General features: G+C 44.4%; 11 protein-coding genes and 2 pseudogenes. 8 read left to right on the top strand and 5 right to left on the bottom strand.

Annotated features, from left to right (window positions below):
* Positions 1-213 (top strand): TIGR02450 family Trp-rich protein, encoded by a 213-nt coding sequence (locus AB6D80_RS17960; RefSeq protein WP_372189182.1) that lies wholly within the window; start codon positions 1-3, stop codon positions 211-213.
* Between the two features lie 40 nt (positions 214-253).
* Here AB6D80_RS17960 and AB6D80_RS17955 read toward each other — a convergent pair whose 3' ends face one another.
* On the bottom strand, positions 254-991 hold the full coding sequence (locus AB6D80_RS17955; protein ID WP_372189180.1) for an HAD-IIB family hydrolase: 738 nt from the start codon (positions 989-991) through the stop codon (positions 254-256).
* A 743-nt stretch (positions 992-1,734) separates the two neighbouring features.
* Between AB6D80_RS17955 and proV the strand changes: the two genes are divergently transcribed.
* The 3 genes from proV to proX are packed head-to-tail and all read left to right on the top strand — an operon-like array spanning position 1,735 to position 5,020.
* On the top strand, positions 1,735-2,922 hold the full coding sequence (proV, locus tag AB6D80_RS17950) for a glycine betaine/L-proline ABC transporter ATP-binding protein ProV (protein ID WP_017079026.1): 1,188 nt from the start codon (positions 1,735-1,737) through the stop codon (positions 2,920-2,922).
* 3 nt (positions 2,923-2,925) lie between these two features.
* Complete coding sequence (gene proW, locus AB6D80_RS17945) at positions 2,926-4,020, top strand: glycine betaine/L-proline ABC transporter permease ProW (protein WP_372189178.1); 1,095 nt, start codon at positions 2,926-2,928, stop codon at positions 4,018-4,020.
* Entirely contained in the window at positions 4,013-5,020 is a 1,008-nt protein-coding gene (gene proX, locus AB6D80_RS17940; protein ID WP_004734648.1) for a glycine betaine/L-proline ABC transporter substrate-binding protein ProX, read from the top strand. The genes proW and proX overlap by 8 nt, the downstream gene beginning before the upstream one ends.
* A gap of 210 nt (positions 5,021-5,230) precedes the next feature.
* Here proX and AB6D80_RS17935 read toward each other — a convergent pair whose 3' ends face one another.
* Positions 5,231-5,605 (bottom strand): nuclear transport factor 2 family protein, encoded by a 375-nt coding sequence (locus AB6D80_RS17935; RefSeq protein WP_050645062.1) that lies wholly within the window; start codon positions 5,603-5,605, stop codon positions 5,231-5,233.
* A gap of 142 nt (positions 5,606-5,747) precedes the next feature.
* Between AB6D80_RS17935 and AB6D80_RS17930 the strand changes: the two genes are divergently transcribed.
* The gene (locus AB6D80_RS17930; protein ID WP_372032589.1) at positions 5,748-6,614 is read left to right on the top strand and encodes a LysR family transcriptional regulator; all 867 of its coding nucleotides are present in this window, start codon (positions 5,748-5,750) and stop codon (positions 6,612-6,614) included.
* 154 nt (positions 6,615-6,768) lie between these two features.
* On the opposite strand, the gene cydC is transcribed toward AB6D80_RS17930, so the two are convergent.
* The 3 genes from cydC to trxB all read right to left on the bottom strand — a co-directional run bounded on the left by cydC (position 6,769) and on the right by trxB (position 11,388).
* The gene (gene cydC, locus AB6D80_RS17925; RefSeq protein WP_372032591.1) at positions 6,769-8,490 is read right to left on the bottom strand and encodes a heme ABC transporter ATP-binding protein/permease CydC; all 1,722 of its coding nucleotides are present in this window, start codon (positions 8,488-8,490) and stop codon (positions 6,769-6,771) included.
* Entirely contained in the window at positions 8,483-10,267 is a 1,785-nt protein-coding gene (gene cydD, locus AB6D80_RS17920; RefSeq protein ID WP_017098635.1) for a heme ABC transporter permease/ATP-binding protein CydD, read from the bottom strand. The genes cydC and cydD overlap by 8 nt, the downstream gene beginning before the upstream one ends.
* Before the next feature lie 161 nt (positions 10,268-10,428).
* Positions 10,429-11,388 carry a thioredoxin-disulfide reductase gene (trxB, locus tag AB6D80_RS17915; protein WP_004733400.1) on the bottom strand — a complete coding sequence of 320 codons (960 nt, stop codon included), beginning with the start codon at positions 11,386-11,388 and terminating at the stop codon, positions 10,429-10,431.
* Positions 11,389-11,701: 313 nt separating this feature from the next.
* Between trxB and AB6D80_RS17910 the strand changes: the two are divergent.
* The 3 genes and pseudogenes from AB6D80_RS17910 (at position 11,702) to AB6D80_RS17900 (ending at position 12,916) form a co-directional block, all read left to right on the top strand.
* Positions 11,702-12,084: pseudogene (locus AB6D80_RS17910) on the top strand (DUF6575 domain-containing protein).
* A gap of 82 nt (positions 12,085-12,166) precedes the next feature.
* Positions 12,167-12,286: pseudogene (locus AB6D80_RS17905) on the top strand (regulator); the annotation flags it as partial.
* 264 nt (positions 12,287-12,550) lie between these two features.
* The gene (locus AB6D80_RS17900; protein ID WP_017097815.1) at positions 12,551-12,916 is read left to right on the top strand and encodes an AAA family ATPase; all 366 of its coding nucleotides are present in this window, start codon (positions 12,551-12,553) and stop codon (positions 12,914-12,916) included.
* The last annotated feature ends 52 nt before the right edge of the window (positions 12,917-12,968 follow it).

The following is a 12,968-nucleotide window of genomic DNA, read 5'->3' as shown; positions in this document are numbered from 1 at the left end:
ATGAACCGGATCAACCCAAAAAAGTTACTTCGTAGTAAATGGACCGCGGTTAGCCCAGTAAAGAAGGAGAAACACTTTATGGTCACTGAGGTCGAGTTTGAAGAAGGGGAGGTGATTCGTTGCTTGATAGAAGCAGTGATGACCAAACGAGAGGAAGCCATTAATTGGCGAGATCTAATCCACAAGGAGCATTGGCTTCCAGGTTGGAAGTAAGGACGTGAAGTAACGAGGAGATATCTCAACTCCGCCTGTTCTAACTGCCCGCTACCGTTTGCAATTGCCAGTATTTAAGGCCTTCTAAAACACCCTCAGCATGTGTTGCTCTGCTGGTGTACACGTTGTCTCTATCAGATAGGTGAGCAACCTCTGGGTAATGGTTAGCGACCAGTATCGAGTTTACGCCCTCAATAGTGAGCATTGAGGTGTCGTTAGCTGAATCACCTGCGACACATACTTCTGCAACGCTCAACTCATGTTGTTTAAGTAGATGATGAATCGCTGTGGCCTTATTGACACCTTTTGGTGTGATATCTAGGTACCAATCGTGGGAGTAAGTAAGGTGTACATCTAACCCGTGCAATTCTAAGCTCGATTCGATCAGTTCATGTTGAGGCTCTGAGAGCTTTCCTTCAAAAGTGATTTTGTATTCACCCTGATGGCTCTCTAAGCGTTCGCCCATGAAATCGAGTGGCGCCAGTGCTGACTCTACCTTTGATTTGTTCCAAGAAGCTTCTAATTGGTTGTGCCAAATATGATCAGGCTTTTGGGAGTGATCGTGATGAATTCTGGTGCCCACATCGCTGATAATACTGTGTGGTTTCGGGTAGTTATCTGATGCCAAGCCCACCCGAATTGAGGGCAGAGTTCTACCCGTCGCGATGATAAAGCGTATATCAGGTTGCTCCGTTAAGTAGTCAAATAACTGATTGACCCCATGAGATGACCCCCCATCAAGCGTACCGTCAAAGTCACACACCAGCATTTTTATCATTCGAGCGCCTTGTCCTTTTCTTTAATAATCGCGGAAAGTATGTCGATTTCTTCTATAAATAATGGCTCAGCAATGAGGACTCTACAAGTTGTCTTTCGGCTTAGATAATCGACATTCATTAGTTTGCAGTAAGCATCACACTTGGCGTTATGTTTTGGATGTTGAAGATAATTCTATCAATTTGACCAGTGCCAAACTTGGTTTATTCCATCGGCTATTTCTATTTTCATATAGTGACCTTCTGGCCCTCTATTGGTTTAAATGAGCGGTTGTGAATACCTCTGCGTTCTTGCCGAAGCTATACAGATCTTCTTGTTACATCGATAAAGAAGAAGGGGAGGTTTTGCTCTCCGTAAAGCGCAAATGTCCAGTTTTTAGATATCGTTAAAACTGCAATAAATAGTTTGTATTCGAATTATTTGTGCACGAAGTATTTGCATTGAATCCTAGTCTGTTTCACCCATTAATTGTTTTAATGTGAAATAAATATTCAATAATCTATCAGTAAGTAATAGATAATCTCGAACGCATTTGTATCGTTTTAATATCCTTTATTATCAGTGTTTTGGTGGCTTTTGTCTGAGTGTTGAAACTTGATTTTGGTTGGCGGAATGATTGTTTTTGACGAGGGTTACCGAACGCAACCCCTTGATTTACAGCTCTACATTGCTTAGAGTGCTAATCGTTTTTCGAGCTTAAATAACCATTTTTAAGTTAAAATAGCTAAGAAAGGATTAGATTATATGGATCCCATACTGGAAGTTAAGGGACTGTACAAGGTGTTTGGTGAAGATACCGACCGTGCTTTTTCGATGATTAATGAAGGCGCGGATAAAGACAAAATTTTCGAAGAAACAGGGTTAACGATCGGTGTTAACGATGTTTCTCTTAGTATTCAAGAAGGCGAGATTTTCGTGATTATGGGATTGTCAGGATCTGGCAAATCAACCCTAGTACGCCTTCTTAACCGCTTAATCGAACCTACCAAAGGTAATGTGCTTCTTCGAGGCAAAGACATTGCCCACATCTCAGAAGATGAACTGCGTGAAGTCCGCCGCAACAACATCTCCATGGTTTTCCAAAATTTCGCACTGATGCCGCATATGACAGTTATCGAAAATGCTGCATTTGGCCTTGAGCTGGCAGGTGTTGAAGTAGATAAACGAAAACAGTCAGCATTTGAAGCGTTAGAGCGCGTAGGCCTTGGCGCATACTCAGAATCGTACCCAGATGAATTGTCTGGCGGTATGAAACAACGTGTTGGTCTAGCGCGAGCCTTGGCATGTGACCCAGATATCCTGTTAATGGACGAAGCGTTCTCGGCACTCGATCCTTTGATTCGTACTGAAATGCAAGATGAACTGATTCGTCTTCAAAATGACGATAAACGAACGATTGTATTCATCTCCCATGATTTGGATGAAGCGATGAGAATCGGTGACCGTATTGCCATTATGCAAAACGGTGAAGTGGTTCAAGTGGGCACACCAGACGAAATTCTTAACAACCCAGCGAACGACTATGTCGAAGCCTTTTTTCGTGGTGTGAATGTCGCAAGCGTACTTACTGTGAAAGACATTGCGCGTAAGAAACCGGCTGCGGTATTTAAAAAGTCAGAACACGACGGCCCAGCTTCCGCTCTGCAAATCCTAATGGATAACGACCGTGAATATGGCATCGTTGTTGAGAAGAGCAGCCTTTACTCCGGCATTGTTTCTATTGACTCTCTTCGCAAAGCTCACAAAGAGAACAAATCATTAGTGAGCGCGCAGCTCGATGATGGATTAACGCTGAACCCTGATTTACCAATCAATGACGTGCTTGGCCTTGTTGGTGGTGTGCCTTACTCAGTTCCTGTTGTGGATGAGCAAGGTAATTACTTTGGCGTGGTAACTAAGTCACGTTTGCTACAAACATTGGATAAGGGGTAGATCATGTCGTCTGAACAAACAAATAGTGACCCATGGTCACAGTCTGCCCCTGCCGCTCAGCCATCAAGTGATCCTTGGGGTCAAGCCGCTGACACTTCACCATCGGCAGATTGGCTAAGCAGTGAAACCGTAGAAACCATTCCTTTTGATCCTCTTAATCCTTTTGCAGAAGCCGTTCTGCCTGTTGATACTTGGGTTGAGTCTGGATTGAATTGGCTAGTTGAACACGGACGACCATTGTTTCAAGCAATTCGTGTACCTATCGATTTCATTCTAAGTTCATTTGAAACGGCATTGGTGTCTACGCCAGCCCCATTTATGCTCATCATTTTGTTCTTGGTGGCATGGCAGTTTTCAAACCTGAAACTGGGTGTTGCTACGGCAGTATCTCTTACTATGATTGGTTTGATTGGCGCTTGGTCTGAAGCGATGACCACGCTTTCATTGGTGATGACATCTGTATTCTTCTGCCTGTTGATCGGTTTACCCATGGGGATATGGCTCGCCCGAAGTAACACGGCGGCTAAATTCGTTCGCCCAATTTTGGATGCTATGCAAACAACGCCAGCCTTCGTTTACTTAGTACCCATCGTAATGTTGTTTGGTATCGGTAACGTTCCAGGTGTGGTGGTGACCATTATATTCGCACTGCCACCGGTGGTACGTTTAACCATTCTGGGTATTCAGCAAGTACCGGAAGATTTGATCGAAGCGGGTCATTCATTCGGTGCAAGCAAAAAGCAGATGCTTTACCGAATTCAACTGCCACTTGCATTACCAACCATTATGGCTGGCGTAAACCAAACACTGATGTTGTCGCTATCTATGGTGGTTATCGCATCAATGATCGCGGTAGGTGGTTTAGGTCAAATGGTACTGAGAGGTATCGGCCGTCTAGATATGGGACTGGCCGCTGTTGGTGGTCTCGGCATCGTTATTCTAGCAATCCTGCTTGACCGCATTACCCAAGTTCTCGGGGTAAATGCAGGTAATACAAAATTACGCTGGTACCACATGGGCCCTGTTTCTCTTGTGCTCAATGCGATAAATCGCGGTAACAAATCAGAACTACAATTAAGGAAAAACACCAATGAATAATTCATGGAAGAGCAAACTTGCAGTTAGCATCGTTTCTACATTAGCAGTATCAACGAACGTGTGGGCAGCAAGCTTACCGGGTGAAGGTGTATCAGTTCAGCCAGTTCAATCGTCTGTAGCGGAAGAAACATTCCAAACGTTGATTGTTAACCGCGCCCTTGAAGAGCTTGGCTACGACGTGAAATCTACGCAAGAAGTGGATTACAACGTAGGTTACACCTCTATCGCAAAAGGTGACGCGACGTTCCTAACAGTAGGTTGGTTCCCGCTTCATGCTGATAAATACAAAATGGCGGGCGGCGATGACAAATTCTACCGTGAAGGCCAATATGTAAGCGGTGCCGCTCAAGGTTACCTAATTGATAAGAAAACGGCTGAAAAATACAACATCACTAACATTGGTCAACTGACGGATCCGAAAATCGCGAAGCTGTTTGATGCTGACGGTGATGGCAAAGCAGACCTTACAGGCTGTAACCCAGGTTGGGGTTGTGAGATGGTGATTGAACATCAACTTTCAGCGTTCAAACTGGACGATACGGTGACTCACAACCAAGGTAACTATGCGGCGATCATCGCAGATACGATTTCTCGTTACCAAAAGGGTGAATCAATCCTTTATTACACGTGGACACCTTACTGGGTAAGTGGCGTATTAGTGCCTAACGAAGATGTAGTTTGGTTAGAAGTACCTTTCTCAGCACTTCCTGGTGAGCGTTCGAATGTGGATACAACGTTATCTAACGGTAAAAACTACGGCTTCGAAATGAACTCAATGCGCATTATTGCGAACAAAGAGTTTGCTAAGAACAACCCATCAGCAGCGAAGCTTTTCGAAATCATCAAACTTAACATCAATGATGTAAGTGCTCAGAACATGATGATGAGTAAAGGTAAGAACAGCTCTGCGGATATCGAAGCGCACGTAAACGGTTGGATCAAAGCAAACCAAAGCACGTTCGATGGTTGGATTACAGAAGCGAAGAAAGCAGCACTGTAACTTTGACTTGTATTTGCTCTGTCTGACTAGACATTTTGATTTGAAATGATGAGCGTGTTGAGTGATTGTGTAGAGTCACTGAATCACCTTCAAATGAAGTGAAAGGCGACAGAGTCAAACATTAAAAGGCCAGCAGTCCATTTGAGTTGCTGGCTTTTTGTTTTCTGTTTCTATTTTTGAGCTTCTAGCTTCTAGCTTTTAATTACAGCTCTAGCGTTCGCCTTGAACTTCGAAGTCGTCGCTTACTAAGCGAGCGCAACCATCCGCTTCTAGTGCCCAGTGCTCACGATGTACAACACCAAACGCCTTGTTCATTGTCCAGCTAGCGGTAAGAATGTAACCGCCTTCTGGGTGCTCTTCCCATTGAACGTCTGTGTAATCAACGTCTTTGAAGCCTTGGTCGATGATGTTTTGCCAAAATGCTTGAATCGCTTCACGACCTTCAAAAGTACCAAACGGACGTGCTTCCATTACACAGCTTTCAGTATATTGATCTGCACAGCCTTTCGCATCTTGGCTGTTGAAAGCTTTTTGCCACGCGTTAATGCCTTGCTTACATGCTTCTAAAATTTGGTTGTTTAACATTGTCTTTCTCCATATCAGTCTTCTTTCAAACACTGTGTCTTTGATTTGGTTATCTCGATAAGTTGGATTCAGTTTAGCCTTGGAAATTAAATTGAAAAACAGAGATAATAGAAAATACTGTATGTTAAAAGAGAACAATAAGATGAGTAAGCTAAAGCAGATGTCGATTTTCGCTCACATCGTAGAGCAGGGCTCAGTATCAGCTGCGGCTGAAAAGCTTGAGTTGTCTAAGTCCGTCGTCAGTCAGCACCTCAAAATTCTGGAACAAGAACTAGGTGCTTCACTTCTCAAACGCACAACACGGAGGCAATCTCTGACCAGTATGGGTGAGCGTTTCTATTTAAGTTGCAAAGACATCAACGTGATTGCTGACTCGGCTTGGGATATGGCCAAAGCTGAGCTAGAAGAGCCACAAGGTCGGATTCGTATTACTGCACCGAATGCTCTTATGGACTTGCTCGTTGCCCCAGTTGTCGCAGATCTAATGAAGCAATACCCCAAGCTAAAACCCGAGCTGATAAGCGATGATCAGCACTTAGATTTCATGGAACACGATATTGATCTCGCAGTACGAGTAGGAACTTCTCGTGACAGTAACCTAAAGCAGAAACGCTTGGGCGAGTTTAAAGACGTGTTGTGTGGCGTTGAAAGCATGCGTTCTCGTGAGCTTGAATCTATTCCTTACATTGCTAACTCATGGCAAGGTAAGCAAGTCTCTCACCACTTTACTTCTCAAACAGATCAAAACTTTATTTACCAACAACAAGCAAGCTGTACTACGAACTCCTTTCATAGTTGCCTCGCATTGATCAAATCTGGCGTTGGCATCGGTGTGATCCCTGACTTCTACCTATCTCAGTTATCGAATGAGGTTATCGACATCATGCCTAGCTTTCAATTACCCACTAACACGGTTTATGCATTGAATCCATTCGCCTCAAACACACCGATTGCCATCAAACTGTGCGTCAAAGCGTTGGAAGAGAAGCTCAAACAGAACTTTGTTTAAAACCAATTCGATAAGTCAGTGATTTAGTAAAGAGGCTTAAAACCAAACTTGCCTAATAGATTGCTCAAGAGTGAAGATACAAAAACATAAAGACACAAAAAAGCCCGAGTATAAACTCGGGCTTTGAATGGTTTTCTTTATAACTTATGAGGAGCTAGATTGCCTGACGAAGTTGGAAATAACGTCCTTCTTCATTTAACAGTTTCTCGTGAGAGCCGTGTTCTACAATCTCGCCTTGTTCAATCAGAACGATTGAATCCATCGATTCCAGACCAATCAAACGGTGCGTAATGAAGATAACAGTCTTGCCTTCAAAGTGCTTCTCGAATAGTGCCATGATGCTCTGCTCGGTTTGCTTATCTAAGCCTTCTGTCGGCTCATCGAGAAGTAGGATAGGGGCATCATGAAGGATGGCACGTGCGATACCAATACGGCGCTTCTCACCACCAGACAGTTGACGACCACCGTCACCCAACCAGCTATCAAGACCGTCATTCTCAAGCAGCTTTTCTAGACCAACGTCTTTAAGGGTGTTAGCTAGGTGCTCATTGTTGGCATCTGGTTTCGCAATCAACAAGTTGTCGCGTAGGCTGCCATTCAAGATGTCGACACGCTGGCTTACCACACTGATTGATTCACGAAGCTGTGATTCATTCCACTGTGTCAGTTCAATGCCCGCGATTGAGATGTAGCCCTTTTTAGGATCCCAGTAGCGAGTCAGAAGCTGAATCAGAGTCGATTTACCAGAACCCGTTTGACCCACAATCGCAACCTTGTTCGTGGCAGGGATCGTTAGGTCGACAGCGTTAAGAACACTGCGCTCAGAGTCAGGGTAGTTGAATGTCACGTTTGAGAACGTAATATCAAGCGGCTTGTTGATGTCGAGTTTGTCTTCAGCAAACTGAACTTCAGGCTCCGACAGAATCACTTCGTTCAAGCGACGTGCAGAAGACAGAGTTTGACCTAAATGCTGGAACGCACCTGCAATAGGCATTAATAGCTCGAAGCTTGCCATAGTTGCGAATGCCATTAGCGCGATGAACGGATCTGGTGCATTACCACCCACACCGTCAGCCGCAAGCCAAAGCATAAGAACAAGCGTCAAACCGTTGAACAGCATCAGTGCAGCTGACGCCATACCGGTTAGGTTGGCATTCACAAACTGATTCGCCATCAGCTTGTGTTGTGTTTTTAGAATCGCATTACGGTAACGTTCTTCTGCACCGAATAGAGTCAGTTCGCTGTAGCCTTCAATCCAATCTAGCGTAGTCACACGAAGGTCTGCTTTGTTCTGTGTCAGTTCACCGCCGTTACGTTTACCTAGCTTGTAGAACAAGATTGGCCAAACCAACAGCATGATCAGAAGGATAGAACCTAAGATCAAACCTAGTGAGCTATCGAACCACATCAAGAACAGAGTCAGGAAGAAAATCCCGAACACACCCACCGTCACTGGGCTTACTAAACGTAAGTACACGTGATCCATGGCGTCTACATCAGCAACCAAACGGTTGAGAAGGTCAGCATCACGAAGGTTTGAGATACGACCTGGGATCAGCGGAGCCAGCTTCTTGAAGAAAAAGATACGCAGATCAGTTAACAGTTTGAATGTTGCATTGTGGCTGACAACACGTTCACCCCAACGACCCGCAGTACGGCTCATTGCCAAACCACGTACACCACCACCCGGTAGCATGTAGTTGAAGGTTTCACGTGCAATCGTAAGGCCTGCAACCGCAGAAGCTGAAATGAACCAGCCTGATAGCGTTAACAAGCCGATAGAAGCCGACAGAGTAGCAAAAGCCAATAGCATGCCTAGCGATAGGCCAAACCAATGCTTTTTATAGAGTTTCAGGTAAGGCAGTAAATCACGCATCTAAATTACCCTTATTATCTTGTTGAGCTAAGTTCGCGTTCAGCATCTCTTCAAACAAACCACCCGCAGTCGAAAGCTGAGAGTAATGACCTTGTTCAACCAGACCGCCATCACGCATCACCAGAATATTATCGACTGATTTAAGAGGAGCGAGTTGGTGCGTCACAAGCAGGGCAGTGCGGCTTTCAATATTGCTATTGATGCCTTTCATCACTAACTGTTCGCTACGAGTATCTAGGCTGGCTGTTGGTTCATCTAGCAACCAGAACTGACCGTCTTGAATCATTGCGCGAGCTAGTGCCAAGCGTTGAGATTGACCAACAGACAGGCCACCAGAGCGATCAGAAATCATGTAATCCAAGCCGTGCTCGTTAACGAACTCGCTAGCAAATGATTGCTCTAGTGCGTTTTGAACTGTTTGGTCAGCGATATCGTGCTTACCAAGAGTGACGTTGTCACGAATGCTGCCGTGTAACAACAATGGGTTTTGACCAACCCAACTAATCGTTTTACGCCAAGAGGCTAAGTCTAAGTCACGCAGTTCAACCCCATTGATTTTCAAGCTTCCTTCATAAGGCATGAAACCAAGGATGGCATTGATCAAACTTGTTTTACCCGCACCACTTGGGCCAACTAACGCAGTCGATTGGCGAGTGTTCAGTGCGAACGAGATAGGACCAACCAATTGAACGCCTTCAGAGCTTAACACTTTTAGGTCGGTAGCTTCAATATTAATGCCTTGAGCCGGATCGAGTTGAGTGTCGCCTGATTTAACCTTAGTGATGTCTGTTTCTAAGAACTCGACAATACTTTCGGCTGCGCCAACCGCTTGTTGCTTCGCGTGGTAGAAAGTACCTAAGTCACGCAGAGGTTGGTAAAACTCTGGCGCCAAGATAAGGATGAACAAACCTGCGAATAGCGTAATGCCAACACCGTAGTGACCGAAGTTAAGCTCACCGATGTAGGTGAAACCAAAGTAAACAGCTGTCATCGCGATCGAGATCGACGTGAAGAACTCAAGCACTGCAGAAGACAAGAAAGCAATTTTCAACACATCCATGGTACGCGTTCTGAACACTTCAGATGCACCTTTAAGTACTTCTGTTTCAGCGTTGGTGCGGTCGAATAGACGGATAGTCGTCATTGACTGCAAACGGTCGTAAAAGTGACCTGAAAGACGCTGCAGCGCTTTGAAGTTTTTACGGTTTGCATCGGCGGCTTTCATACCCACAAGTGCCATGAACATCGGCACCAGTGGCGCAGTCAGCAAGAAGATAAGGCCAGCAGCCCAGTTTACTGGGAACACCACAACCAAAATAATGAATGGAATCATTACCGACAGAGACATCTGAGGCAGGTAACGAGAGAAGAAATCTTGCATGTCTTCTACTTGTTCTAGCAACAGCGTTGCCCACGTACCCGCAGGTTTGCCTTTGATATAAGCAGGGCCTAACTCGCGTAACTTATCTAGGATGAGTTGCCTGATGTAGACACGGATCTGTTCACCACAGCGATAACCTGCGATTTCACGTCCCCATGTACAGCCAGCACGGCCAACGACCGATAATGCCAAGCCTGCGAAATGACCAACCAGTTCAGATTTATCGACATTCTCGATGATCAGCTGGTGAAGAATAGAGGCGAGAAGAGCTGCTTGAGCAATTAAGAACACGCTTGAAAGTACGCCAAGGCTAATCGCAATCATAAGCCAGCGTTTCGCTAACTTACTCTGTTGCTTAAGCCACTTGTTCAAGCTGCGTTGTTTTTTCTTATCCATTATGAAGGCTTAATGATAATTATTATTTGTTGAGGGCGGCTAGTATACAAAAGAAAGCCCAGTGGATATACCACTGGGCTCTAGGGATTTACAACAAAATGTGATGACGCCCTGCATCTACTGAGGCGAGAGCACCGATAATCAAATCTGCAATCTCAGATTTACTTATCGTTAAGGCCATCTAGGAAGCGTTCAGCATCCAGTGCAGCCATACAACCTGTACCAGCAGAAGTAATTGCTTGGCGGTAGTTGTGGTCCATTACATCACCCGCAGCGAACACACCTGGGATGCTGGTTTGCGTTGCGTTACCTTCAAGACCAGACTGAACGATGATGTAGTCATCTTTCATGTCGACTTGGCCTTTGAAGATTTCAGTGTTTGGTTGGTGACCGATAGCAATGAATGCACCCATTACTTCGATGTCTTCTGTCTTATCAGACTGAGTATCTTTAATACGAACGCCCGTTACGCCCATGTCGTCGCCTAGAACTTCGTCTAGCGTGCGGTCAGTGTGAAGAACAATGTTGCCGTTCTCTACTTTGTCCATTAAACGCTTCACTAGGATCTTTTCAGCGCGGAACGTGTCACGGCGGTGAACAAGGTGCACTTCAGACGCGATGTTAGACAGGTAAAGTGCTTCTTCAACAGCGGTGTTTCCACCACCCACAACTGCAACTTTCTGGTTGCGGTAGAAGAAACCATCACACGTTGCACAAGCAGAAACGCCACGGCCTTTGAATGCTTCTTCAGAATCTAAACCTAGGTACTTAGCTGATGCGCCCGTTGAGATGATCAATGCATCACACGTGTACTCGCCAGAATCGCCTTTAAGACGGAAAGGGCGGTTTGATAGATCGACTTCGTTAATGTGGTCGAACAGGATCTCTGTTTCAAAGCGCTCTGCGTGCTCTTTCATGCGATCCATTAGAGCAGGGCCCGTTAAACCTTCAGCATCACCCGGCCAGTTTTCCACTTCTGTTGTGGTTGTAAGCTGACCACCTTGCTGCATACCGGTAACCAGTACTGGGTTTAGGTTTGCACGAGCAGCGTAAACTGCAGCTGTATAGCCAGCAGGGCCAGAACCAAGAATCAATAAATTACAGTGCTTTACGTCGCTCATGAGGACTCCGAAATTGAAATTGTTTTTATTTATAATCGCTTAGGATTGTATGGAAAATATGGAGGCAATAAAAGGTTAAACAAGGGCTGAAGTGTAATTAATCGTTATACGTTAGAACTTAATGGAGACAAACGTTTTCGTGGCTGGAAGATCGGTGAAACCACCGTCTTCCTTATGGATTGTTGCTGCCGCCTTCTCGATTTCGAACAGGCATATCAAAATACGCCCAGATAGCTGTATATAAAAACAGTATTTAACTATAAGATTATAGGCAAGGTTTGATAGGCAGCGTTAGAAACATGAGGAACGAGCAATGAACTTACTCCCAACAGGCACACAGCTAGGTAAATTGGAACTACTGGAAGTGTATCAAGACGTCTTGGGGCCGAAGTGTTTTTCGGTTAAGAATGAAAATACCCAAAGGTTTATGGTGTATTGGAGTGGGGACTACGACAACGGCCAGTGCATTAAGTGGGCTTACATTCCGGTCATCAAGCCATTGCTAGCTTGCTAAACAAAGAAGTGAGCTTTCACGATGCGTTCCACCGTTCAGATAAGCTATATCTAGCGACTATCTACACAAACGAAGTAGGGAAGCCCGCGAAAGTCGAATTGTTGAATGCTGCGAACAAGCACTCAGTAAACCTACCGCCCGTTGATTTTGAAATCGACCTTGAAGCAGCCTGTATGTTTTAGTTTCTACAAGATTAGTTACGGGCTCCGAAGCGTCTAATTGGACATTAGCAATTAATGAATTACTTCTTGTAAGGAAAATATGCAAGTAGTTAGGCGACAACAATACTTAGCAGGAACTGCGCCTTCATGGATTCAATCTGAATTAGAGGTTAAGACTTCAACACATTTACTTAGGCTTGCTAGAGCTATAGCCATACATTAAGAAATAATATACGGCTATGTTGGAATAGCTAGAATGGTAATTAACCTGACTACTTAGCCATAGTTTTGATGCTATGTAGTCAAAGTTGAGCTCAAAACTCTACAGCTCGGCTTAATCAATTAAACAATTAAACAATTATTTCAAACACTGGTAACAACAAAAGCCTGTTTTAGCCTTAGAAGCCCAATTTGACTTGGTCCTTAATGACAAGTAAATCCGTTGATGCCATAATTGACGTGAGATTAAACAAGAGATTATAACAAAATGATAGACTTAGACGTATTTACTGAGCAAGCTGAGTACATCCCCAAAAAATCATTTAAAAAGTGGACAATCAGCCATCAAAATGAAGTAGATATAGTCAAAAAGCTCACGCAAGGGGGAGCTAAACTAATTACCGGACCTAGAGGGTGTGGTAAGACTACTCTGATGCTCAAAGCTTATAACAACCTGATATCGAGTAAGCGAGCCAATACCTTACCAGTGTATGTTAACTTTAAGTCTTCATTAAAGTTGGAGCCTTTGTACAGAAATAATCCAAACGCAGCTTATTGGTTCAATCAATGGCTTTTATTGAAAGTTCTCTTAGGACTTTATGAAAGTCAGGAAATTGCTTTAGGCGAACAATGATCCGCACCAGAAGTTTTGGACACTGAGTTAAGTGAGTACAATCACTAACGAG

The sequence above is a fragment of the Vibrio sp. 10N.247.310.17 genome (assembly GCF_041466605.1).
Lineage (GTDB): Bacteria > Pseudomonadota > Gammaproteobacteria > Enterobacterales > Vibrionaceae > Vibrio > Vibrio tasmaniensis_A.
The sequence above is the reverse complement of the archived record's forward strand: the minus strand, read 5'-3'. Positions and strand labels throughout refer to the sequence as shown.

What these genes read in the sequence shown, in the direction of transcription:
- proV (WP_017079026.1), top strand. Translation starts at nt 1,735, where the DNA reads ATGGATCCCATACTGGAAGTTAAGGGACTGTACAAGGTGTTTGGTGAA.
- trxB (WP_004733400.1), bottom strand. Translation starts at nt 11,388, where the DNA reads ATGAGCGACGTAAAGCACTGTAATTTATTGATTCTTGGTTCTGGCCCT.
- cydD (WP_017098635.1), bottom strand. Translation starts at nt 10,267, where the DNA reads ATGGATAAGAAAAAACAACGCAGCTTGAACAAGTGGCTTAAGCAACAG.
- AB6D80_RS17960 (WP_372189182.1), top strand. Translation starts at nt 1, where the DNA reads ATGAACCGGATCAACCCAAAAAAGTTACTTCGTAGTAAATGGACCGCG.
- proW (WP_372189178.1), top strand. Translation starts at nt 2,926, where the DNA reads ATGTCGTCTGAACAAACAAATAGTGACCCATGGTCACAGTCTGCCCCT.
- AB6D80_RS17900 (WP_017097815.1), top strand. Translation starts at nt 12,551, where the DNA reads ATGATAGACTTAGACGTATTTACTGAGCAAGCTGAGTACATCCCCAAA.
- AB6D80_RS17955 (WP_372189180.1), bottom strand. Translation starts at nt 991, where the DNA reads ATGATAAAAATGCTGGTGTGTGACTTTGACGGTACGCTTGATGGGGGG.
- AB6D80_RS17930 (WP_372032589.1), top strand. Translation starts at nt 5,748, where the DNA reads ATGAGTAAGCTAAAGCAGATGTCGATTTTCGCTCACATCGTAGAGCAG.
- cydC (WP_372032591.1), bottom strand. Translation starts at nt 8,490, where the DNA reads ATGCGTGATTTACTGCCTTACCTGAAACTCTATAAAAAGCATTGGTTT.
- proX (WP_004734648.1), top strand. Translation starts at nt 4,013, where the DNA reads ATGAATAATTCATGGAAGAGCAAACTTGCAGTTAGCATCGTTTCTACA.
- AB6D80_RS17935 (WP_050645062.1), bottom strand. Translation starts at nt 5,605, where the DNA reads ATGTTAAACAACCAAATTTTAGAAGCATGTAAGCAAGGCATTAACGCG.